Annotated in this window: 15 protein-coding genes; 2 read left to right on the top strand and 13 right to left on the bottom strand. The window is 51.0% G+C overall.

Translation table 11 applies throughout. The features are described from left to right. Window positions 1–717: 717 nt before the first annotated feature. The 5 genes from P0119_09900 to P0119_09880 all read right to left on the bottom strand — a co-directional run bounded on the left by P0119_09900 (window position 718) and on the right by P0119_09880 (window position 8,750). Entirely contained in the window at window positions 718–4,152 is a 3,435-nt protein-coding gene (locus P0119_09900; protein MDF0666364.1) for a hypothetical protein, read from the bottom strand. Between the two features lie 238 nt (window positions 4,153–4,390). Further along, window positions 4,391–5,410 (bottom strand): hypothetical protein, encoded by a 1,020-nt coding sequence (locus P0119_09895; GenBank protein ID MDF0666363.1) that lies wholly within the window; start codon window positions 5,408–5,410, stop codon window positions 4,391–4,393. 274 nt (window positions 5,411–5,684) lie between these two features. After that, window positions 5,685–7,733 carry a dynamin family protein gene (locus tag P0119_09890; GenBank protein ID MDF0666362.1) on the bottom strand — a complete coding sequence of 683 codons (2,049 nt, stop codon included), beginning with the start codon at window positions 7,731–7,733 and terminating at the stop codon, window positions 5,685–5,687. Between the two features lie 107 nt (window positions 7,734–7,840). Then, a complete protein-coding gene (locus P0119_09885) occupies window positions 7,841–8,215 on the bottom strand; it encodes a DUF2628 domain-containing protein (GenBank protein ID MDF0666361.1) in 375 nt (124 codons plus the stop codon). Between the two features lie 286 nt (window positions 8,216–8,501). Continuing rightward, entirely contained in the window at window positions 8,502–8,750 is a 249-nt protein-coding gene (locus tag P0119_09880) for a DUF3467 domain-containing protein (protein ID MDF0666360.1), read from the bottom strand. A gap of 379 nt (window positions 8,751–9,129) precedes the next feature. Here P0119_09880 and P0119_09875 point away from each other — a divergent pair, with 379 nt between their 5' ends. Then, window positions 9,130–9,327, top strand: coding sequence for a hypothetical protein (locus P0119_09875; protein MDF0666359.1), 198 nt, complete (start codon window positions 9,130–9,132; stop codon window positions 9,325–9,327). Between the two features lie 34 nt (window positions 9,328–9,361). Here the strand turns inward: P0119_09875 and P0119_09870 are convergent, their stop codons facing one another. The 8 genes from P0119_09870 to P0119_09835 all read right to left on the bottom strand — a co-directional run bounded on the left by P0119_09870 (window position 9,362) and on the right by P0119_09835 (window position 22,573). Next, window positions 9,362–11,245, bottom strand: coding sequence for a M48 family metallopeptidase (locus P0119_09870; protein ID MDF0666358.1), 1,884 nt, complete (start codon window positions 11,243–11,245; stop codon window positions 9,362–9,364). A gap of 1 nt (window position 11,246) precedes the next feature. Next, complete coding sequence (locus P0119_09865; GenBank protein ID MDF0666357.1) at window positions 11,247–12,197, bottom strand: sigma-54 dependent transcriptional regulator; 951 nt, start codon at window positions 12,195–12,197, stop codon at window positions 11,247–11,249. A gap of 507 nt (window positions 12,198–12,704) precedes the next feature. Continuing rightward, entirely contained in the window at window positions 12,705–14,129 is a 1,425-nt protein-coding gene (locus P0119_09860) for a sigma-54 dependent transcriptional regulator (protein MDF0666356.1), read from the bottom strand. A gap of 139 nt (window positions 14,130–14,268) precedes the next feature. After that, window positions 14,269–16,527, bottom strand: coding sequence for an ATP-binding protein (locus tag P0119_09855; GenBank protein MDF0666355.1), 2,259 nt, complete (start codon window positions 16,525–16,527; stop codon window positions 14,269–14,271). A 57-nt stretch (window positions 16,528–16,584) separates the two neighbouring features. Continuing rightward, window positions 16,585–17,871: an outer membrane protein transport protein gene (locus P0119_09850; protein MDF0666354.1), complete on the bottom strand. Its 1,287-nt coding sequence runs from the start codon at window positions 17,869–17,871 to the stop codon at window positions 16,585–16,587. 92 nt (window positions 17,872–17,963) lie between these two features. After that, window positions 17,964–20,792: a Dyp-type peroxidase gene (locus P0119_09845; GenBank protein MDF0666353.1), complete on the bottom strand. Its 2,829-nt coding sequence runs from the start codon at window positions 20,790–20,792 to the stop codon at window positions 17,964–17,966. Beyond that, window positions 20,789–21,466, bottom strand: a complete 678-nt coding sequence (locus P0119_09840) for a hypothetical protein (GenBank protein ID MDF0666352.1) — start codon at window positions 21,464–21,466, stop codon at window positions 20,789–20,791. Before P0119_09840 ends, P0119_09845 begins: the two co-directional genes overlap by 4 nt. Window positions 21,467–21,550: 84 nt before the next feature. Then, window positions 21,551–22,573, bottom strand: a complete 1,023-nt coding sequence (locus P0119_09835; GenBank protein MDF0666351.1) for a hypothetical protein — start codon at window positions 22,571–22,573, stop codon at window positions 21,551–21,553. 208 nt (window positions 22,574–22,781) lie between these two features. Here P0119_09835 and P0119_09830 point away from each other — a divergent pair, with 208 nt between their 5' ends. Then, window positions 22,782–23,216: a transposase gene (locus tag P0119_09830; protein MDF0666350.1), complete on the top strand. Its 435-nt coding sequence runs from the start codon at window positions 22,782–22,784 to the stop codon at window positions 23,214–23,216. Window positions 23,217–23,223 lie beyond the last annotated feature (7 nt).

Below are 23,223 nucleotides of genomic sequence, written 5' to 3'. Positions count from 1 at the left end.
CCACCATCTCATCCTGCGACGCGGTCTCCAACTGCGTGTCGGATGCCTGTGTCGCTGCCACCATCTCGTCCTGCGACGCGGTCTCCAACTGCGTGTCGGATGCCTGTGTCGCTGCCACCATCTCGTCCTGCGACGCGGTCTCCAACTGCGTGTCGGATGCCTGGCCCACATCAACTACATCTTCCACTGCGGACGGGGAATCATTCTGAGACTGAAGCATGAGATCGTCTTGCATTAGGTCTTGTTGTTCTACTACTGCAGTGTCTTGGTAGGATTGTGACGATTCCTGATATGGCTGTTGATACGTCGAGGTGTCTTGGTACGATTCATATGTCGAGGAAGGTGTAAATTCCTGGTACGGCTGTTGGTAAGTCGAGATGTCTAGACACGATTCTCCGTAATCGTCTGACATGATCAGATCCTCCTAATTGCGACGGAGTTAGCGGTTGTGTTTCACCGCTGTACCACATAGGACAGAACGCAAGGCATCGGTCCATCACAGTGCGGCCATGCCAGTTTCTTTCAATACACTGATATCTAGATCCGCTATCTAGGCTCGCGATCCAACAACGAGCGCGCTCAATCAGGAAACATTTGTGTTTGGTAAAGTCGAGACTCCTAATCCGGCTGCCCCGCACCTCGCGCAGTTGCCTGCCTTACCGAGTGGAATTGGACTGTGAACTGACTTGGAATCCTGGAAGGAAAGGCCAGCTCATTTCATACTCCACCGTTTGATTCTTGCGTCCATGTTGTCAATGAAGCCTGTAACTCTGCTTTCAGCTTGGCATCTGAAGCTATTTCTATTGCGTTACGTATTTTCTCAAGGCCAGCCTCTGGTTTTCCTTTGCGCTTGAGTATTCTGGCCTCGGTTCTTAAACTCCAAGCCAATGCATCGCTATACATGCCCGGATTCTTTTTCCACAATGGCTGACGTATCGATAACGCTTGCCTTCCCCACTCCTGGGCTTGTTCAACCTCATTGAGATCTAACGCTAAACCTGCGAGGTTATTTAAGGTACGAGCCACCTCGGGCAAATAGGAGGAGCTTTCACCAGCCAACGTCCGGTAGGCTGAAAGTGATTCCTTAAACGCTGCCTGTGCGGCCGGCACCCTTTTTTCCTGATGGCAGAGTGAGGCAAACTCACTGTGGGTTTTCGCGACAATCCGAAGAAGTTTATTCTGATCACTAGCGTTTGCAGCTTGCCGATAAGCTCTTTTCGCTCGTTGGCAGGAGTTTGCTAACCTCTTTCGTCGTACTTCCTTGAAGATAACCTCACCACAACTCTTCTTTAATTCATCACGCAGGACGATGATCGCCTGTACGCATTCATCATCCAAGGTACTCTTCTGTGCCCACCTCCAAGCGAACTCTCCATACACACGCCCTATGGCTTCTCGTTTAAGACGATTAGGTGGAATGATCTGCCCAACGTCGCTTTTCTCTTCATTCTTCGCACTTAAGATCTGGCCTAACCACTCGTACATACCTTGTGTAGCAGCGCAATACACGAGCCCTCTACTCACACTGACTTCATTGGCAGTGTCTTCCGCTGCGTTCCCAATCAACCGTTTCCTCCAATTCACCCAAGCTCCCCAACATTGTGAGTCATCGTCTATGAAAAGACCTTCCAGAAAGAGGTACAGCATGTCTTGTTCTTCGGAGGCTGCGCCACTCAGTTTATGGACAAAATTGCATGGTGAGGGACAGAAGCGACAGCCTGAATGTCGATGCAGGTACCGTTGATCCATTGTCGCGACCGCTTTGTTAATCACTCGAAGCTCATCCTGAGTACGATCTCGGGCCTTCGTGTCTTTAACAGGATGAATGCGAACGCGAACAGCTTCTCCGATGCGATCATCATGGACGATGGCAAGACCACGAGACAGGTTATTCAAGTAACGCATCTGTTGTTCGGTAAGGTTGATGCAGCTTCCAGCAGCTTGTCGATCATCTGGAGCGACTAAGCGATGGAGGATTTTCAAGTTGGAGTTCTTCAGCGTTTCAGGAGCCAGTTTTGTTGGAATTTGATCCGCGACGAGGAACCCTTCCCCGTATGCACGCATTTCAGCAAGCATGTCGGTAAACATGGAAACCGCTTTCGCTCGAGGATTTCCCTCTTCACCAGATGCTGGTCCACGAACAGCCTGTAATAACCGATGTGCTTCTTCAACGAGAGTAAGGTGCTGCAGGCGTTCACGTTTTTCAACGGGAAGGAACTCTTGTCGGACTTCCGCATACTCATATAAGAGAACAAATAGCAATGCCATGACAAAAGATTTCTCCTCGTCATCACCTAGATTTCGTAACTCTATAACCGCAGGAGCCTTAAAGAGATCTTCCATTGGTGTCGAGCGTCGTGCATTAAGCGTCAAACCTTTGTTCCCCACCATCAAGCTACGAAGTCTGGATCGAAGGGCGGCGCCTATGTTTCGATGAACCTCCTGCCCGTAATTTTTGCGGGCAAGTACCGTGTCAATTTTGTCATGGAGATCTTCCAACGAAGGAGTGAGCGCGCTGCGGTCATCGAATGTCGATTTGTTGGTGAGAAATGGGTTATGGGAGGTAAATATATTCCACCCCCGGTCTGTATATACTTCGAGCAGAGCTTCTTCCAGCACATAAGACATTCCCGCGAACATAGGGAATGAAGCATTGAAAACTGCCTTTAATAAGTCGATGTGACGGCCCAGAGGGACTCCGGATACGGGGCTAAAAGGGTTCAAACGTAGCGGAAGAGCTGAGTCATCGCCTATCGCATACACGCGAAGTTTCAATCCTTCGATTTGTCCAAGACGACGGTATTCTGCCTTTGCTGGCTCTAAGACTAAAAAGGGAACCCCAAGTTTCGTGTGAGCCTCTAACAGTATCTGCATGCAGGTGTTGGTCTTTCCGTATCCTGTCAAGCCAGTGATAAATACGTGACGGTTCAATGCCGCGGAAGTTATAGTCACAGGTTCGAGATCACGACCTAAATTATCTTGGAGGATGCCTAACGTGATTGAATCATGCGTAGCTGGAGGTACGGAAAGTGCGAAGGTGCCCTGCTCACGCATTGGGAGACCTGGAATTTCTTGTTGGGGTAAATTCACGATAATCGATAATTCCTTGGAGCTAATACAGGTAGCAAGCGAGTTGTAGGTGCTTCCAAGAGGGTGTCCTTGTTCTCCCTTTGCAGGTTGAATGTCAAGAATTTGACCGTGTTCTACGGCACTCCGTACGAGATACGAGGGCAGTTGAATGATCCGCATTGGATCAAGCGAGGTTTCATCACCACTACAAAGACTTCGTAGGGCACCATTGACACTATCAACGACCGCGTCATGTTCCCCTACAACGTAGACCGCCGTGCGCCACCATCCTCCGTTTTTTGCGGTTTGGAGTCGTGAAATGTATTGCTGAAGCAACTGCTCGCACGCCTCAGCATTGGCGTCCAAAAGCTCCATACTGCCGGACTCTTGCCAGCTCTTTCCAATCTGTGAAGAAGTGCTCTCCGTTTTGAAATTCAGGACATTCGCTAACGAGGAGGATAGCAGGGGGAGTGCTGCAGCAAGCCCGCCTATCAACGAAAAGCCTGCCAGACTTGCTAATCGCGTAGGGAGCATGGTGGCGAGGTAAGCTTGCTGTGGATTTGCTCGTTCTTGTATCCCTTTGTTCTGACTCTCGTTTTCTCCTTTCATCTGAGAAATAGTTCGTCTGGTGTACATATGAACATCGCTTTTAAGACGACGGCAGATGTCCAGCGTGGTGTCTGTGACTTGTGAGTCCAGAGGTTCAGCCACGATGAGCAACGCATAGCGTTGGTCGCCGATCGCTTTAACCAACCTGTCAACGCTTTGAAACGATCCACCTCCTGCGTTACCACGGCCAGAAGGGATACCAGTAATGAGAGATAATGTTGAGGCCCGTTGTAAAAATCCCATCATATCCGGGAAATTATGATCATCGAGCCTTACTGCTCGATCCATCTGAAGCCCTAAGAAATGTGCCTTGAACGCGCTCTCTTGTCGCGATAAGTAGTCCTCTGTTGAATGAGCCCCAGCGCCGATCATGCGCCGTCCACCGAGGTAAATATGGTGACGCACTCCATCTCCGTATAAGGCCATGACGAGCGCATGCCCGGGATCATGACAGGCAGTGAGAACGTGTGGCATGGAATGAGTCCAGCCTCCCTCATGTTGTGGGCGGCCCAGACTCGTGACTTCTCTAAGAAGAGGACGTGCTGTGTCCCCCGGCCGTGCTTCGATACGCCAACTTGAGGCATCAAAAGCTGACAAATAGCGCCGCTCGAGTGACGACACCAACAAAAGCGGCAACACTTCGCCAAATGATCGCATCGCCACATCAGCCTGAGACATCGACGACGAAGTGGACAATGCAGCGGGCCGAGCTTCACTCATTTGCGTTTCCCTTTCTCGAAGTGTTTTTCAGTCCACTTTGCCTTTTCCATGGAGGAAGCACCGGTGGGCGATCAGGCAAACCGGAAGCCTTTGGCGCAGATTCAGCGGTCGATACGTCAAGGCTACGGATTGGAGTTTGAGGTTGTGCTTGTGCAACCGGATATTCACCAAGTAAAGGCCAATAGGTCGCCCCACGTGCGACATCTTCCAATGGATTTGAGCTCTGCCATATTGGAGATTGAGTTTGGCATGCAGCAACACAGTGCCGTACGAAAGGCCAAATTGCCCCTATTCCTCCAATTACTGTGAGATCACGCGAAAATTGTCCTCCCAGAGACCTCATGGATTCCTGGATCACGGTTGAGAGACTTGACTGCAGATCGACGACTTCTGGCCACTCTAGACAGGTATGTAGGGACAATCTTGGCACTGAATACATACGCTCGCGAAACGGGCCGGTCCATTCTATTTCTTGATCAGTATTTGATTGTCCGAGTCTCATAACAAATTCGATCGTGGCATCGTGGAGGACAAGGTCATTTCCCGGTGGAAGAGGTTCTTTGAAACGACTGTGTATTTCTTCCAACATCCTCCTCAACCACGAAGCTGATCCAATTCCTGGAAGGGTAATCGAAGGCCCAGACTCGCTGATGCTAAACAAATGATCGGTTTTACCTTTTACACGATACGAACGGACCTCGGTTACAGTTTCACCAACTGCGACAACTGTAACGTCCTTGCCTTCACCGGAATACTGTTCCCAAATCCAACGACTCAACAGTGCATCAACTGCAAGCATGCACTTTGCATCTTCAAAGCCTACGCTTTGACACAGCGCCTCAAGACGTGGTGCGGAGTCCGTATAGTCACTAGTCTGTATGGCCGCCACAAGTCTATAGCCTTCTTTCGCAGTTGGCTCCACTTGCCCTAAATAAGAAAAACAACGTTGATACAGTCCCTTCCAGAATAGAGATGGCCCTGGCTCCGTCAGCCAAAGGTCATCCTTCGACATACTACCGCTTAGCAGTTTTGGGCCTCGGTTATTAACGGCACGACTCGCCCATAAGCCATCAGGATCCGCGGCATTTGGCACTAGAGTTCGGAGCCCGTCTCCCACGGACTTTGGTAGACAATTTAGTGCGACTCCTTCTCGCAAGAAAACTACTGATGAGGACCGCTGATAGTCGATTCCGAATGTATTCATTGCTGTGCGTTTCCTTTTCAGAAGATATCCAATTACTCACTCATCGTCTTTTGTCCTTTTCGAGAAGCATTTCAGCTTAAGCTCAGATTGCCTGCAGAACGTGCGGCATGGCCATCTCAAGCGCATGAAGTTGAGCGATGACTCGCTGCCTTGCCTTGTCGAGATCTGCAAGACCCTTCCCCTTTTCAGTTCGGCGACGCTGGTTAAGTTCCATCATTTCCTGAATGTTTTTTTCAGCAGCTTCTATCGTTACTACCACTTCTCTTGAGATTTCCACCTCAATCTGCTTGAAGAGCTTTCCTACTTCTTGGTTTATTTGGCTTCTCGTCTTCGTAGGCATCGAGAGGAGTCCCTTCTCGATCTCTTCCCAAACCTTTGTCTTAATCCGGTCCTCCAGGCCCATCGACCCTGCAGCAAGGGCTGCAAGAACCGCTGGGATAAGGACCAGTGGATTGAGAAGCCCCACTGCCCCAAATCCAATGTGATGAAGAAAAGCGACGGCAACCATTTTGCCAGCAAGGGCACCGGCGATCGCGCGGAATTTCGTTCCACCTGCGGCTAAGAACCCAGACAGTTTATATTCAGGTAGCAACCCAACCACTTTTGAGATGACACGGTCCTCCAAGCTGCCTAGGCTATTCACACCACCATCGCTAGGAATTTTTCCTGTAAGGGAAATGTGAATCTGGATCATGGCCTGGTCGATTGCTGCTACTTCCTTACGAATGTCCTCAAATAATTTATTGATGATTGGAGTCAGTGTCATCTGCACCCCAGGAAGCTCCGGCGGGTTTTCTGCCCACAGTTTGACTTGTTCAGCAACAATCACATTGCAGAGCTCCAGCGTTTCCTCGATTGCTGGCTGTGGTCGAAAGGCAAGCTTGACCCTCTCGGTTATGGACTTCATTGAGGCAAGCGGCCGAGCTTTGAGTTCATTAGGCATGTCCCGACCGAGCCTGGCAATTAGCTCCTCGAAACTAGCGGATAATTCCCGTTCGCACTCTAGACGCCGATGCTCGAAAAAGTTTGGCAATTTCTCCTGTCGGGCACGTATGGAAGTTAGCTGTGGTTGAATTAGTTGAGATGCGTGTTCAATCTGTTGTTCATCTGTCTGCAGAGTGCATTTCCGTTGTTCGATCATTTGTGCGATGCTTGTAGCCAAGATGTGTGTCCTACTCAGAAACTCCTCGAGGTGAGTTGGCTGCCGATCATAAAGGAGGAACTTAGCCAAGCGTGTTTCAAGCAATTTCAGACCAGAAACATCTACCCTTGAGCTAACATCAGAAAATGTGTCTTCGTCGTGATTGAGCATGTTTACGAAATAGATATCTAATGCTGTGAACTCACCTATGCTCTGACCGGTGTATTCCGGCCCACCCCTCAACTCTCTTACAAGTCGATTCCACGCTGCTTTCTTCAATTCTTCCACCGGTGGTGCATCGTTCGGTACATTGACAACAGTGAACACATGAGGCCCACGACCTAAGAGTTTGAAATCCATGAACGGCTGACTGTCGGACTCAGCAAAGTCTTCAGCCCGGCATACGAAAATGGCAGCGTCAGCTTGCTTGATTACCTCAGAAATAGCAGGCTTGGCTTGTAATGCACCGCCCGTCTCTGGTGTATCAATCAGCGTTACACCCGCTTGACAAAGCTCTAAAGGCAATCCCAGTTCAATCTCTCGAGTATGCTTAAGAAACTTGTCCATCTCCTCTTCATTCATAGATCCAGTTAATTGCCCAAAATACAACGAGAGTGACCACTCCTGGTACTTCTCATCCAATCCCCATGCCACTACGTACGGTTTCTCTGCATAGCGGATACGTGTTACGGTCGAAGGACAGGAATAGCGACAACCTAACGAAGCAGTTGTTCTAGAATCCAGCTCCGCCACAGGGCGGGTTATTCTGCCCGCTAAAGCATTGAGGAGCGCGGATTTACCGCTCTTAGAGCCGCCGAGAACGATAAGAGTAAAGGCGTCGGAGTTGAGCCTATCATGTACGTCGCTCAGATCTTCTGCAGTTTCTGTCATCTTTAACTCAACGGCGACCGCCCTCAATGAATTCAGAACGCCTCCTATCTGTTTCAGTATGGACTCTCGTGCTGATCTGAGTTCTTCCTTCAGTGGCATATTAATGTTCCTCCTTATTAGGGCAACTCCTTCTTCTCAGCTCAGCCTTCCCCGTTGCCCCCATTCAGATCGTCTGTACCAACTGCTGGGGTACTATGACAAACTTATTACACCACTACGGCCAGATCGCCTTTTGCAAACGTTGCGATGGCACTATCTGAATCGGCAGCCGCTACCGTCCCCTGATACTGGAATCCTCTTGATACCAAATTCTGTTCTCTCCAATCATTGCCGTTGATACCAAACACAACGCCAATTCCAATGCTGACAATGAAATAGCTGATGGTCCAAAGTAGATCTGGAAGTACGACAGGCCCGATGATGAGAAATGAGAACCATGCCACCAAAGAACCAGCACCTAATACCCACATCTGCTTGGCCAATGCCCAGAAAATATTAAAACAACAGGCTGGCCAAGACCATCCTTGCTTCACTACTTCCATCATGCCGAATGAGTGTTTAAAAATTTTGAACTTCTTCATTGGACACCTCCTATTAAGAACGTATTAAGTGTGGGTTGAACTGGCTCCTCATCTGACACTCCTGACCCTCTCGCAAACACTGCCTCCTATTCCTTCTTACCTCGCACTTCTTCGCCAGAGAAACACGGGTGTTTATTGAACCCCCCTAGCGGAAATGAACGTACGCGGATTGTGTTAATTGGAACAATGACTCTGCTCACATAAGGCAACCCTTTGGTCAACAAATCGGCAACAATCAGTCCCTTCGTTCATACAGGATGGGATATTCAGCATTACCGATGAGCAACTACTCTTCACGAATTGCTCCGTAGATTCGCTCATACCGCTCGATCGACTCTTCTAATAGTCGAAGAAGGGCACTAGCGTGGGCAGGGCTCGTAACGATTCGTGTGTGCACCTGCCGTTCCTCCACCACTGCAAAGGCTTGCCCAAAGTCGACGATGAACTCGGCGCCGTTGTGGCCAATCTCAAAATAGTTCGCATACCGTGCTGCCAATCCCCCATTGCTGCGTACGTCTGATGATTCTGCTTCCATGAACCCTCATCTCACTTTCCGAACGGCTCACGAACTCTCTTGCGATCACATGCGAGTGCATAAAGCAGAATGCGTGCCCGACTTGTCGAAATGTGCTCTTGTTACGTAACTACATGAAAGAGCTGCGCATTCGTGCGCCAGCTACAGACTGAGGGAGAAATCTAGTGGAGAACACGATGTGACAGCAGAAAGTGACAGGTTCAGTGGCTCGAAGAATGAGAGCAAGGGCGTATTGTTCGCGCAATAGCAGAAATGCTGGCAATACTGGAATAGCCAACAGCCGCTCACTGCTGTCACAATCACTGTCACACCTCTGTCACAGCGTTAGGTCGGCGTGACAGAGGTAACGGAAGATAATTGATGCGTTGGTAGATAATCTGTGCGGACTGCTGGAGCAACCGGTGCGGTGGGATTTGAGACTGCTCAGTATGCCGAGATGATTCGCGAGATGGTCGCGCTGAATGACGAGACCACCAATATGAAAGGAGTTCTGAAGCGCTACGTTGAAGCGGCGTTAGACCCTCGACGCCTTCTTGAGCCCGTACCAGCCCCTCCCCCTCTCTGGGCTGAAGACTGACAGCATCCACCGAGCAGAAATAGAAGTGACAGAGTCAGATGACTTGCATGCCGATCCCCTTGACCTTGTCAGCCATCGACTTGCCGTCACCAGTAGCTAGAACGACGAAGGTTTCGCCTGGGTAGCGGATGTGGGACGTCAGGGTACGCATGAGGTCATGCTGCTCTGATGGGCCCGTAAACCCCTCAAGTTCTACTGCCAGCACATAGCAGGGCTGTGTCGGGACGGCCGTCGCTTTCTCGCACATCCAGGCATGGTGGACCTGTTCGACCTGGCGTAACTGACTTTGGAGTTGAGCAAGCTGTTCCGGAGAGGAATTTGTGGGTTTGAGCGTGTCAGTGGCTGAGAGCGTGGCCCGCTCTCGATAGGTTGCAACCTGGGTGTCGTAATGCGCCTCTGCGCGAAGGGTCCATTCTTCTGCTAACGGTTTGTCGCCTATGCGCATCGCGTACGACCCGACGATCTGACAGGCTGCGCCGACTAAACGAAATTCTTCAGTCGCGCGAGTGAGGTACTGAAGGCCTGTTCTGTCCTGTTTGCTGAGGAGCAGCCGTCCGATTGCGAGGTCGGCGGCGCGATCCTGTGGGTAGTCCGCTTGATATTGTCGATAGGCCGGTAATGGATCAAACGTGGGATCGAGGTGCTCTTTCATGGCGATCACATTCCAGCGTTCATCTTGTGACAGACTCGACGGGTCTTTGCGTTCAAGGTCAGTCAGCGTTGCCTTCAGGGTCTGGGTCTGCGAGGAGCGTTGTGCCCACATCTCTTCATGGGTCTGAACCCACTGACGATCGAATTCCGTCAGAAGCGATGGGAGGATAGGAAACAGCCACGCTTCAGCGGCAAGAGGTTTCGGCGTACTGACGAGCTCTGCACCAGCGTGTAATGCCTTCAACCGGTCGGCTAAGGACGGATGAGTATCGGCGTAGTTGGTTTCCCTTTTCAGACACTGTGTGACGAGCGCTCGGCCATCAGGCTGATCGAGCCGGCGTTGTGCCGCATAGATCGCATAGTCTGACCAGGGTGTGCGTGGCACCTGTGGGTCATAATCGGCCCGCTTGAAGAAGGGGTCCCAGTACCGCTCAGCATCAAAGTGGGGAACGGTTGAGATAGCCACGAGTGCGGATCCGACCGCCTGTGGAGAGGTCAGGGATGCTGCGGCCGCATCGGCCTCGTATTCGTTTGCTCGAGCCAGAGCAAAACTAGAGGCACTAAAGTAGGGCGCATACCAATAAAAGAAGCGAGCCAAGAGCCCGCTTGCCCAGGAATCCGCATGCTGAAATGCCGTCACGATCCGAAACCAGGACAAGCGAACGCGATAAATCCAGGCTCCGAACCGACTATGGTTGCCGGAGAGATGGCCGATCTCATGGGCGAGTACTGCACGAACCTGTTCCGGCGACAGCATAAAGAGTAGAGGAAGGCCCACCACCAAATAGTTGCGGTGCCATCCAAAGATTCCCAGACGAGGGATTTGGGCAATACTCACATTGGCATCGTTTACGATGAGGACGCGATGAATCCGGGGAGCCTTCATGCGGCAACACAAATCGGCGAGTTGCTCAAAGAGAAGCGGGCAGTCCTGTTTGGTCATGCGGCGTCCTGTGGGAGCATCAATCCGCACCCACAACGCACGCATGAGAATGAATCCAATGGCCGGCACGGCAAGGAGCAATTTGGCTTTCACCAGCAAGACCCACAGATACCCCGAGAGAAGCGCCCAGACACAGAACGAGCCGATCAAAAGCAGCACCGCCAACGTTCCAACAATTACCGCATACCCAAGCCCAGCCAGAAGAGCGATCTTCACCCGATACCAGGAAAGACTCGAGGCCATCGCCCGTTCAGCCTCACGGGCAAGCGCCTCGAAGTGTTCTCGTTGTGCGGTCGTGGAAAGTGGCTGTACGGCAGTGCTCATATCAGGTCCCCACAAAAAGGTTGGACTTCTGTGACATCGCTCCCGCACAAGGGCGTTCGATCCCGTATTGCGCGATCTTGCGGTATACCGTCATCCTGGCCCAGTCGAGTTGCTCTGCGGTCTTACTGATATTCCAATGAGTCGCGGCAAGTGCCGACACAAGCCGCTCTCGTTCTTGGAACGGCTTACTCTGAACGCGGGAGAATGTCGTTTGATAGTGCCCGGGAAGGTCCTTGAACCCGATTATGGCAGACCGGATGGTCAGCAGGGTCGATTCCAGGAGATTCTTGAGTTCTCGCACATTACCCGGCCAGTCGTACTCCAATAAAGAATCGTGCAGATCAGCGTCTAGGCCAACCACCTGTCTGCCCATTTGGGCGTTCAGGACAGTCAAGAAGTGTGCAATCAAGCCAGGGATATCCTCCTTGCGCTCACGAAGAGGAGGGAGATGCACTCTTGCGATGTTGAGTCGATAGAACAAGTCGCTGCGGAACTTGGCCTGTCCCACCAGTTCTTCAAGGCGCTGATTCGTCGCCGCCACCACTCGAACGTCGACCGAATGCGAGTGGGCTGAACCGAGACGTTGGACTTTTCCATTTTCGAGGACACGCAGGATTTTGGACTGAGCCGTCAGCGGCATCTCGCCGATTTCATCCAGAAAGATCGTGCCTCCGCTCGCCTCTGCGAATAGACCTGCGCGTCTCATACTGGCCCCTGTGAACACCCCCTTCTCGTAGCCGAAGATCTCGCTTTCAAACAGGGTTTCCGGTATCGCAGCGCAGTTCACACTGATAAAGGGATGTTTGGCGCGCGGACTATGCTCATGCACCATCGCCGCCGCCAGTTCCTTCCCGGTTCCGGTTTCTCCGGTAATCAGGACATGGGAGTTAAATCCAGCAACTTCGGTGAGATACTCGCGTACAGCAGTCATTCGAGAACTCTCTCCAATCATATTTCCCTCGCTGAGCTTAGATCCGCCTTCGAACCCCGCCAATTATCGTGACCTTGGCCGCAACGCCCATGATGATTTTTCTAATGCCACGGTGGTCCTATCCCTTACTCATAGGTCAGATTGGGAGGAGAAACTTGAATATGTTCAGTTTAATTGCACGGTCAGTGCCACATAGCGAAGCAAGCAAGACCCTTGCATTTACTCGGAATTGGGCCGTGCTGAGGAGACAAGGATATTTCAACTGCGTTAAAAAGAATTCAACACTGCATCATTTGGGATTACCCAGTTGGGTATTAGTGAGAGCCTTGTCGACCTCTTCACGCTGATGCCTAACCAAAGCTATGGAACTTCGACGAGATTCGCTTCTCTCCATACAGGCTCGGACGATACCGTGAGAGTCAGCGAAAATTTGGAAATGATGCTGAGCTGGGCGGGGTGATGGGGCTCGATGCGGTCCAACTGCCATGCTAGGGGTGTTGGCAGAAACTGATACACTCCAGCTGCCAGTCAGCTGCCACGAGAGATTTTGAATTTGGTCAGCAGCTTGGTCAGATGGCCCCTGGTAATGCCGAGATCCGTTGCCGTCTTCGTCTGGTTCCCTCCATTGTCACGCAATTTCTCCTCTATGATCGATTTTTGGAAGGCGCTTGTCCTCTCCTTGAATAAGCCAGTACCCGTCTCTTCGTCGCTTTCCGCAACTGACTCTGAAGGTGACACAGAAAGGGAGGCATCCCATGAAAAGTGTTCAGGCTCAAGGGTATCTTGAGTACATCGCATGAGGGCACCAGCCAGCACGTTCATTAATTCGCGGATATTGCCAGGCCAAGGGTATCGCTGGAGTGCATCTAGAGCGGCGTGGCTAATCTTGCAGCGTCTGTTCACTCCTAGCCGACCTGGTTGAGCGAGGAAGTGCTCGACGAAGTTCGGTACATCTTCCATGCGCTCACGCAAAGGTGGCAAACAAATCCGAACCGGCGTGAGACGGTAGTAGAGGTCTTCACGGAACCGTTTATTCTTGATTTCCTCTCGTAGGTCCTTATTGGTCGCCGCGAGGACCCGCACATTGACCGAGATCTCCTTGGTCCCGCCCACTCGCCTCAATGTCTTTTCTTGTAGTACGCGCAGCACCTTAGCCTGAGCGGGGAGACTCATGTCACCGATTTCGTCTAGGAATATGGTCCCACCATCAGCTTGTTCGAACTGGCCACGCTTCATCGATGTGGCTCCGGTAAACGCGCCCTTCTCATGGCCGAACAGCTCGCTCTCAATCAATGTGTCTGGAAATGCCGCACAGTTTACCGGAACGAATGGTCCCGCTAAACGGGAACTCCCCCGATGAATGGCACGGGCGAACACTTCCTTGCCCGTCCCCGTCTCCCCAAGCAACAGGACAGTGAGGTCTGTGTCCGCGGCCTTTTTCGCCTCCTCAACCTGTTCAAGCATCTTCTTGTTGATTGAGGCAATCGGTAGAAATTGGTTATCGACTTCTCTGCGAAGCGTGCTGTAACGACGATGGCGAACAACGCTCTGCAAAGCCTTATCAATCACGACTGATAAGTGCGCCGCGGTGTAAGGCTTGGGGATGAAATCAAATGCACCGAGCTGCATCGCTTGCACAACCGTGGGAATACTCCCAACGACCGTCAAGATAATAATCACAGGAGGTGTCTGGCTACTGGGTGGTTCTGATCCTTCCCCTCCTTTGCTGCTGCCCACAGCACCCATTTTGGTTTGCCGAAGGATCTCCATTCCCCGAATATCTGGAAGCTCCAAGTCTAAAATTACAATTTCGGGCTGTTCCTGTTTGATCAGCTCCAGCCCCTTTTGGCCGGTGGTTGCCGTTAAGGTATCATGACCCATATAGCTCAATCGTTCCTCAAGCGGCTGTAAAACCGTGAGGTCATCGTCAATGATCAGTATTCGCGCTGGCATCTGGCTCTACCTTATTGATGAATGGATATTTCCGTTGAAATGCCCCTGAGAATCTTCGATGGAACACATTTAATACGGATCTAAATGAGAACGCCCTGGGTGGGCTGGATATACGGGTCAGCTTTATTACTCAAACACATTAAGGGGCATGTGACAATGAGGATGATTGGTTCATGGGAAGCGTAACAAAGAATGAACTCCCGACCCCAACTGTACTCTCTACTCCGACCTTACCTCCATGAAGTTCAACTAAACGTTTTACAATGGCCAACCCGAGGCCGGATCCTGGGATTGTTCCCATAGTCGATGCTCCACGGAAGAACTTCTCAAATACCTTGGGAATATCGTCTGGCACGATCCCGCAACCAGAGTCCGTGACGCGTACTTCGGCATATCCCTCGCTTTGGATCTTGCTCAGGACTTGAACGTGTCCGCCAGGAGGAGTGAACTTCACGGCATTCTCCAATAGGTTCGTCAGAATCTGTATCAGCATATATCGATCTGCCTCAAGTAAGATGGCGTCATCGAGCTGGAATGTTTCGAACGTGATCGCTTTCTCTCGCATGGTTTCACGTAAGCTGTCAGCCACTGCACCGACAAGCTTCTGGAGATCAATCCATTCGGGTCGAAGCACCGGCGTGTCTGACTCTATTTGAGCAAGGTAAAGAAGGGCTTCCCTCATCTTCATCACACGGTCAACGCCGGAAAGAATTTCTGCCAATCTCTCAGCTTGTTTCTCGTTAATTGGGCCAAACAGACCTTGCAGCACATTTTCAGCATGCGAGTGGATCGACGCCATCGGTTGACGAAGGTCATGGGAAACTGCATGTAAAAGTTCCGATCGTATCTGATCCAACTTTTTCAGCTGCTCATTGGCAACCCCAAGCTGCACGGTACGTTCCAACACCTTCTGCTCAAGGTTCGCGTTCATTTGCTCAATGTGGTGATAGGCAGTGACACTATCGATCGCGATGGCTAATTGACTAGCAAATGTCGTCATGATCTCGACATCATCGTGGCTCAGACTATTTGGCTGGGCGCGGTCAACAGTCAAAGAACCGAGAACGCCGTTCTGGGTTTTAAGCGGCACTGCCACAAATGATTGACTGCCAATCTTCAATGCCAGTTCTCTATGTAAAGGATGGAGCCGTTCGAGTAACTCCTGAGAGTTCTGGACTAATACCGACAGACCACGAAGAAGAACTGTGCCTTCGATCGTCAATGGATCGGTTACGGGAATCTCAAGCTTCCGAACAAACGTGGTAAGCTCATCCGTCACTCCTACAATCCTGGCATCATGGGAGAGCTTGCGGGTCTCGTCAAAGAAGCACATCATGACGCGGTCATACGAAAGTTTGTGCCTGAGGATCTCTAAGGCATCTTGAAGAAGAGCTTCCGAGTCTTTTAGAGAAGTAAAGCGTATACTGGCCTCGTGAAGCGTCACCAAGTAATTGACTTTTCGCTGCAACTCCACAACGGTCTGCTGTAGCTCAACGTTGGAGGCTTCCAGTTCTTCGTGGCGAGTCTTGAGCGAGGAGGTTTGCTCCTCAATCACGCGCTCACGATGGACGATTTCGTTTTGTAGTACACGGCGTGCCACCTGTTCGACTACCTGCGTTCCAACCCACCGACGAGTTGGCTCCTTCCACGAGACCTCCCATTCACAGTAATCGTCACCGTTCGTCATGCACTTGCGTTCTACAATAGCCGCTGGTTCAAGGCCGTGAACTTTTTGTGGAACGATTGACACCCCCACTTTGATGGCATTACACCAAATCTTGGCGCACGCACGACGATATGGTCCGAATTGGTTTAAGGCTCGCTCCATGAGACTCAGGCGAAGAATGGCGCTCCCCTCGGTCACTACTATTCCTTCAAGGTCATAAGAATTCTTAGCATAGTGTTTTATCCATCGTGTTGCTCCCTTGTAGATACTCAGTACGGAAAATGGTCGCATAAGGGTTTGGACCAGCGGGGGAATAAGCTTGCTGCGTCCCATGTTGAACTGAAAGTCGTGGTCGCCTGACAGCTCAACACAAAACTCCACCAGATATGCTGTGAACTCATTTGAGTAGCTGGCCCATGGATTTCTTAAAAGCCTTGGTGTGACGTGGTAGGACCGATCAGGGATACGCTCGTTTAAACGCTGTACTAACACAGTCACTACTTCCTCACCTGCTTGGTTCCCTTGCGTCTGAGTGACGTATTCCTCCAGGTGCTCGACATTCGACTTGATGGATACTCCGGCCATGTCTTTGATGACTGCACCATCGATATTCTTACCGAATGGCCTATACAGCATCACTGGACGGTCGAGAATTCGACAAGTCGGTGGGAATAAATCTTCAAGTGCCCTAGCGGCACATGGACTCTCTGAGTCTGCCAGTCTACCGACCATGGGTTCTCCACCGTAAGATCTCAAAAGACCGACTTTTGTATCTGAGACCAGTCAATTTCAGAAATTCATCCGAATATTCATCACACCAGCATGGAGGAGCGTCTCCCACGTGCCGTTCACGACGGGCAGGATATTATTTGTGACAGTACGCGACTCGCAAATCTGATTCTTGTAGGCGAGATCAAGTCCAACACCCTTTATGCTTACAGGGCCCACGAGTGGGTTCTGGCACTTGATGAACCCAAGGAAATTTCCTTTTCCTTTGCAATGAAATCCTAGCCCCACGGAGAAGGAATTGTAGTTGGCGTCTGGAACGGCCGGTTCAAACGTCCGTTCCGGCACTGGAGTTTGTGAACGAATATATCCGAACCGTGCAGTAATGTCCCACTCAGGGAGAATGGACGGACGAATCCATTTATATTCGGTGCCGGTGCGGATAATGAATACTCCATTCCAATTGCGAGGCTTTGGCTGTACCGTTCCGTTGCTCAACCTAAGATCGACTTGCTTGAAGCTATGCCAGTTGGCGTAATCGACATCGACCTCGAGTTTCCACTCTCGGCTCTCATCGCGTATCGGCCAATAGGCCACTGCGCCTGTCACGATTTCGGGAAGGGTCAAATCTACCTCGGCATCCGCAAGTCGCACTCCGTTTCTGAGAAGCTCTCCTTGTAGATTGAGTGTGGTCTGGCTCCGATACACAAATGCCAAGTTCAGGCGAGGCTGCCCCTCAGTACGCCATGGAGTTAGGAGCAGTCCAACATTGTAGGCGAATGCAGTATCTTTCGCATTCAACTCGAGATCGGTGTTTGGAGGAACAATCGAATGACTTTGCAGGGCTCCCGCCCCGGCCAAACTGGTAAATGTATAGATATCCACACCCCCGCCAATCGAGAGGTAGTCATTGACTCGATACGCGAGGGTTGCTTTGATATCGAGTAAGGGCAGCGTAGCGTCGGTATTCAAAGCCCTGAAGGGAACATCCCTAGGATAATTGATGATCAGCCCATACGGGGAATTAAGGCCTAGTCCGATACTCAGATTTTTGAAGAACGCGTTGCCTACATGGGACAAATTGGCCGTAACATAGAAATTCATCGGTGGTGGGACCGCAATCGCACCATCCAGGTTTGCCCTGTAGCTCGTGTTGTTGGCACTCGTGAAGTCGTAATGCCCGCCGACCAGCATGATACCACCGTAGAATTGAACACCAGGCAGCTGGGTCATTCCTGCAGGATTATAGTGCACCGCTGATGGGTCGTCCGCCTGCGCGGCAAAGGCCGTCCCTTGACCGGATGCGGCCGCGCCTTGATCGAGGACACGAAAGGCCTCACCATGAGACAAGGATGGCGTCCCACAGCTCACGAACAGCGCGATGAGAAGCCATCTCTGGCCTCGAAAGGGTTTTACCATCAAGGACATGGGATGGTAGGCTTTCAGAGGTCATATTCGAGGTAGAGGTGTTCCGGAACATGATCGAAAGGGTTAAATGGATCGTCATTGGCTCTGCGAAGATTCTTAAATGCCAGGAAATGCATGAAGACCTCATGGATGACGATTGTAATCAGATGCTGCCCCATGCATTTATGAGAGCTATAACCGAAGAAAAGGTAGTCCCCAGGATTACGGCCCACTTGGAAGACTGTTGGATCTTTAAATGGCCCCTCTTTATCAAACATGGCAGTCATGGTTGAGGCAAATACCATTGTTCCTTCCTTGATCGTCAGCTTTGTCGGTGTTCCGGCAGCAATCGTCACGTCCTTCCGACACTTCCGGTAGAGGACGTGACTCATGGGATTGAATCGCATCGCTTCAAGCACATATCTGAGAACAAGATCCCGGTTTCCTCCTGTTGCGGCATCATGCACTTCTTGCAATTCCTTTGGCCGACGAATGAGCTGGTCGACCGTGCGAGCAATAGTTTTCAAGGTGGGGTCGACCAATCCGACCAGGAGCCCCATGATATTCCGCTTCGCAAAGTCTCGGACGAGATCCGGTTCCCTCTTCTGGATTGCTATCAGTTCCTCCAAAACGGAATTTGGAGAGCCGCCTGATCGGGCAAGTTGCTGAATGAGCCCATCCAAATAGGAACTCATCCCAGCAACTGCCAGGTCTGCGTTGCGTTGGAATACCGTGTCTTTTTGAAGGTTATGAAAGGTATCTTTGTAGATGTCCCGGAGCCATTTCTTGAGGATGGCCTGGTCCGGTCCAGGCACTCCGAAAAAGTGATCGGCAAGCTCGATCGGTACACGCCAGGCGAGATCTTCAATAACATCAATCCGTGGCTGCTTCGTCTTGATATCCGCGAAGACCGTATCCAGTATAGTTGAGAGAAGGCTACCGAGCTTTGGAATTGTGGCTTTGATTGCAGCTGCTATACAAGTCTGCTCTTTCTGATAAAACGGATCGTCTGGGTTTCTCCCCAAAATAAACGGACCGCGTGGAGGCCTTGGAGAGTCCGGGTCCTTTTTGACTTCCATTTTCTGGTTATATAATTCGACGGTCATATCTGGGTTTGTGAGAACTTCGCAAACATCGGCGTATTTCGTCACAATCATCGTCGGCATCATGTCACCTGGGTACCCCGGAGCCGTGAACCGGCCATTTGGTTCCTTGTGAAGTAGTTCCTGTAAGGTCTCATATGGAGAGTGATTCAGCCATTCTTGAATGAGACCTCTCTGAGCCCGTGCTCGTGCACGAGGATCAGTTATGGTGGTCGTAGTCAGATCAAAGGCTTCCTTAAATGAGGAGAACCTCCTTGTGGCCAACGCCTTCAAGGCTGTCTTGCTCGGCAGAAAAAAGTATTCTCCACCTTTGGTGGTGACAAATTCAGGAAGGTTCAGGGCCCATGGAAGTCTGGTCGCAGCGGGAACGGTGAATTTGCGGCGATCCTCCACATGAGAGGGCTTGGACGAGGAGACATCTCTCCTGTCACAGTTGCTCCCCATCAACGGATCGCGTTCATTCTTATCCAGCTGGAAGAAATCTCCATCATTGATCCAATGGCGTTGGACAAACTCGAATTGACGTGCAATATCGGCGACCAAGGCGACGAACATCAGACCACGCTCTTTTTTAATGTCGTCCTGTGTTGGCTCTTCGAGTAGTTCCGGTCCATAGGGAAGGCTCCGTCTGATCATCCGATGTCTCGTGCTAATTGGCTCAATCACAGGCTTGCCATCTTTTCCTGGATGCCAATCACGAGGATTCATTCTCCGAATATGGGCACCGATTGGACATCCCGCACCGTCACCATCCTCATCGTAGTTAAATGCATTGATCTTGTCATTGGTGGCAAATGAGGGATCGTCCTTATCAGGAGAACTGACCACAGGGCATCCACTTGGCCAACGTCCAACCATGAGGGCCATGAGCCGGTCTCGGTGTTCTCTGCGCTTTATTATGAGGAGCTGTCTTTTTTTTGGATCCTCCTTCTCGACCTCCACTTTTCCAAATACATACTCTGCCCTTGCTTCGATTTCCTCCCTGAACAATGCGACCTTTTGAGATAGCTTCCGTAGCACTAAATAGGTGCCGTTCTTGCTGAGCCCATGAGGTACGAGCGGTTGAGGAATGCGGTTCAGCTCATCCTCATGTCCCAGAATGAATTCACCGGTCTTCAGAGGCTTAGGTCCATCTATTGTCCTTTTTCCACCGTGAGGTTGAATCGGATCCCCCATCCGCTCCTCCATGCCTTCGATCCAGGGCTGGCTAATGCCGTCACGAAACCCAAAATGCTCTTTGTCTCCCGGAAGTCCTGTCGCTTTCTCTTGCCCCAGCAAACTCACCCCCGACTTCTCTAAGGCCTCTCTGGACACCAGCGGTATCATTTGGGACTCAAGCGATTTTATGAGATCCTTGCAGTCCGTCTCCTTGTCCCCCTGTACGAGAACCATAATGTGGAGTTGTGGGGTTCCCAGAGGGCTGTCCCAATTCTTAGGCTCGCTCGAGCCAAAATCGCAGAGGATAGGAGCACGCTCTGTCATCCCTTGCTGAAATTCGACGGGGAAACTCTTCAGAGATGCTTGTGGGAGGCCAAGGGCTTTCAACCCTTGAAATGTGAGCGCCACATTCAACCACGTGCGCAGCTTCTCTTGCTTTGATCGGACGTGATCTTCCGTTGTAATTCTTTCGGAGATTGTGCCTAACCATTGCCGTGCTTTTTCAAGAAGATCGACGCGATAGAAGAGATAGGTAGCGGCCTTCGCACCGTACCCAGTCAGAATGTTACCTTGAATGTCCGGTAAATCATCGTTCGTTATCATGCTTCGTTCCCCTTCAAGCCTTTGTCGGTCTCTTGTGTAGGAGCAGCCAAACGCTTTAAAAAAGCTCGGATGTCATTCCTTGCCTTTTCTAAGCCCTCGACTGAGTTAACATACTGTGATTTACCCAATGCGTCTCTCGCCGCTTGATTGACAACACAATACTCTTTCAATTCACGGGCAAACTCGCTCATAGCCTCTAGGTGGCTGTGAATGAAGGCTTCGGTTTCTTTCTTCCAATAGAGCGCTCGTTTAATCTCTTTGACAGTATGTCGCGGATACGCCGAATAGTAATACTCAGCTTGCACTATGTGCTCCTTCACATACTCAATGAAAGGACCAAGCGGTCTGGCCCCAGGCCAGCCCACGCATTGTGAGAAAATGGTGTTGAGAGGGACTTCATCCCGCTCGGCAAACTCTGCCAGATAATCCTCCAGATTCCCGTCGTAGTTGCTCGTAAAGAGGAGGCGAGTTCCTCCGTCGAGAATGACCCACCGTGCATAGTGAATAGTTTCGATAATATTAAGAGGACCGGGATTTCCTTTTTCTTCGTCTTTCTTTTTGGCTTGAAAAATCTGCCGAAGGATCTCTGCTCCGCCTGGGATGAGAGGAGCAATAGCCGTGAGTTCGGTCACATTGTTGGCGAGTTGAATACCCTGTTGTGGGAGATGTGGCATCGGTATCCTCCAGACGGTAGGGAACTTGATCAACGGAGAACGGGGCCAATCTAAATGACCAACGGGTGTTCTCTCGACTCTGGTCTAACCCATATTTCGCCCTGAAATTATAGAAGAAAACCAATTCCCTGTTTTCTTGACCCATTGATCGTAGTGTTCATATTCGCTCTTCAACATCAGTTCGAGGTCGGGCCGATTGGTTTGGAGCCAGTCCAAGGCTGCCTTCCAGCCGATGGCTTTTGCTACGGTCCGGTCCTTCAAATAAAGGTTATGGTTAAAGGGAGTACTTCGCAGTATGAAATGCCAGGGATTCCACCATTGACCCACGCTAATCTCTTTGTCGTGGTACACGGCATTTTGATATGTCTCATTGAGTCCTCTGAGCGGATAACCCACTATGTCTTGAGGATCGTAAAAATTGATCCATCGCCCGTTTTGGTCCTGCATCGTGATGGTTTTCGTAAAGCTGTCTGTCTCAGATCCATATCGCAGTTTGTACAGTGCTAGGGGCGAACCTAAGGACATCATGTTTGCTAAACGAAGCTGAGGGGGCCACCATCTTGTTCTTTTCACCAACGCGTCATACAGGATGTCCGATGCTATGACAGCGCCAAGACTGTGGCCGACAACTGTCAATAACACGGGGCTCTGCGGAGTGGCAGCTTTTGCAAAAAGCTCCTTGGCGCAGGCCTCAAACGCTTGGTAGATCTTGTCATGTATAAGTCGGTACTTATTCGCACCTGGCGATCCGATATAGGCGATGATATCCCCCTGAAAATTGACCACCAGCTTTCTGAAAAAAGTCATGTATTTGAGGCGGCGGAGCAGCGACATCGGGCTCTTGGCCAACTCTGTTTTGGAAATGCTCCTCGTTTTCATCAAAGGGAACACGGTATCCCAAAGGAGGTCCTGGTCCTCTTGCGTGACTCGATACCAGAGCGCTTCACAGAAGTGGATAGCATCTTCTGGCGGCTTGTTAGACGAAATCCTAAGAACTGTATTCGCAAACTCGGATTTAATCTTGCCCTGAAGCCACTCACTAAAACCATCACACTTGTCCCCAATTCCGTGAATGACGACAATGTAGTGTGGAATGTGACCGGTCATCTGAGTTAACGAGCTTGAAATCATTGCACCATAATGCTGATAGGGTTACGACCCAAGTTGAACGGATGCTCGTAATACTCCTACCCGCAACAATTTGCAATCGAGGTATAAGCAGTAGGTGTGTGAATGAGATGAAGGCGGTGTATCCTCGCGGGTGACCAAACCCAACCGGCTGAGATGCTCAGCCAGAGAGGAGGACAACACCGCCATGGAGAAGCAGAGCACAAAGGTTCCTGAAGCGTCAAGTATGAGGTGGGAGAATTTGGAAACCTGGGTCCGTAACCACGTGCAAGGATTTATCCAGCAGGTGCTGGAGCAGGAAGTCAGTGAGTTCTTGGGGCGTCAGAAATCGCAGCGTCGGTCTCCGCTCGATGAGCGCGGCTATCGGAATGGCTATGGGAAGCCCCGTCGCTTGACCCTGAGCTGTGGCACGGTCACGGTACAACGGCCGCGGGTGCGGGACACGGAAGCCCGGTTTGTCAGTCAGGTGTTACCGTTGTTCAAGCGCAAGAGCACGACGATCGAGGAGGTCGTCCCGGAGCTCTATCTGCATGGGCTGGCCCTGGGGGACTTTGAGCTGGCGCTGCGGGGGCTGTTAGGGGAGGGAGCGCCGCTGTCGGGCTCGACCGTGGCGCGGCTCTAAGGAGAAA

The organism is Nitrospira sp., from assembly GCA_029194665.1.
Classification (GTDB): domain Bacteria; phylum Nitrospirota; class Nitrospiria; order Nitrospirales; family Nitrospiraceae; genus Nitrospira_D.
This window is presented reverse-complemented; position numbering and strand designations above follow the sequence as displayed.

Bases quoted from the DNA above. Each gene is read 5' to 3' on its own strand.
- P0119_09900 (MDF0666364.1), bottom strand. From the start codon at position 4,152: ATGCCACACGTTCTCACTGCCTGTCATGATCCCGGGCATGCGCTCGTC.
- P0119_09895 (MDF0666363.1), bottom strand. From the start codon at position 5,410: ATGTCGAAGGATGACCTTTGGCTGACGGAGCCAGGGCCATCTCTATTC.
- P0119_09890 (MDF0666362.1), bottom strand. From the start codon at position 7,733: ATGCCACTGAAGGAAGAACTCAGATCAGCACGAGAGTCCATACTGAAA.
- P0119_09885 (MDF0666361.1), bottom strand. From the start codon at position 8,215: ATGAAGAAGTTCAAAATTTTTAAACACTCATTCGGCATGATGGAAGTA.
- P0119_09880 (MDF0666360.1), bottom strand. From the start codon at position 8,750: ATGGAAGCAGAATCATCAGACGTACGCAGCAATGGGGGATTGGCAGCA.
- P0119_09870 (MDF0666358.1), bottom strand. From the start codon at position 11,245: ATGAGCACTGCCGTACAGCCACTTTCCACGACCGCACAACGAGAACAC.
- P0119_09865 (MDF0666357.1), bottom strand. From the start codon at position 12,197: ATGATTGGAGAGAGTTCTCGAATGACTGCTGTACGCGAGTATCTCACC.
- P0119_09860 (MDF0666356.1), bottom strand. From the start codon at position 14,129: ATGCCAGCGCGAATACTGATCATTGACGATGACCTCACGGTTTTACAG.
- P0119_09855 (MDF0666355.1), bottom strand. From the start codon at position 16,527: ATGGTCGGTAGACTGGCAGACTCAGAGAGTCCATGTGCCGCTAGGGCA.
- P0119_09845 (MDF0666353.1), bottom strand. From the start codon at position 20,792: ATGATAACGAACGATGATTTACCGGACATTCAAGGTAACATTCTGACT.
- P0119_09840 (MDF0666352.1), bottom strand. From the start codon at position 21,466: ATGCCACATCTCCCACAACAGGGTATTCAACTCGCCAACAATGTGACC.
- P0119_09835 (MDF0666351.1), bottom strand. From the start codon at position 22,573: ATGACCGGTCACATTCCACACTACATTGTCGTCATTCACGGAATTGGG.
- P0119_09830 (MDF0666350.1), top strand. From the start codon at position 22,782: ATGGAGAAGCAGAGCACAAAGGTTCCTGAAGCGTCAAGTATGAGGTGG.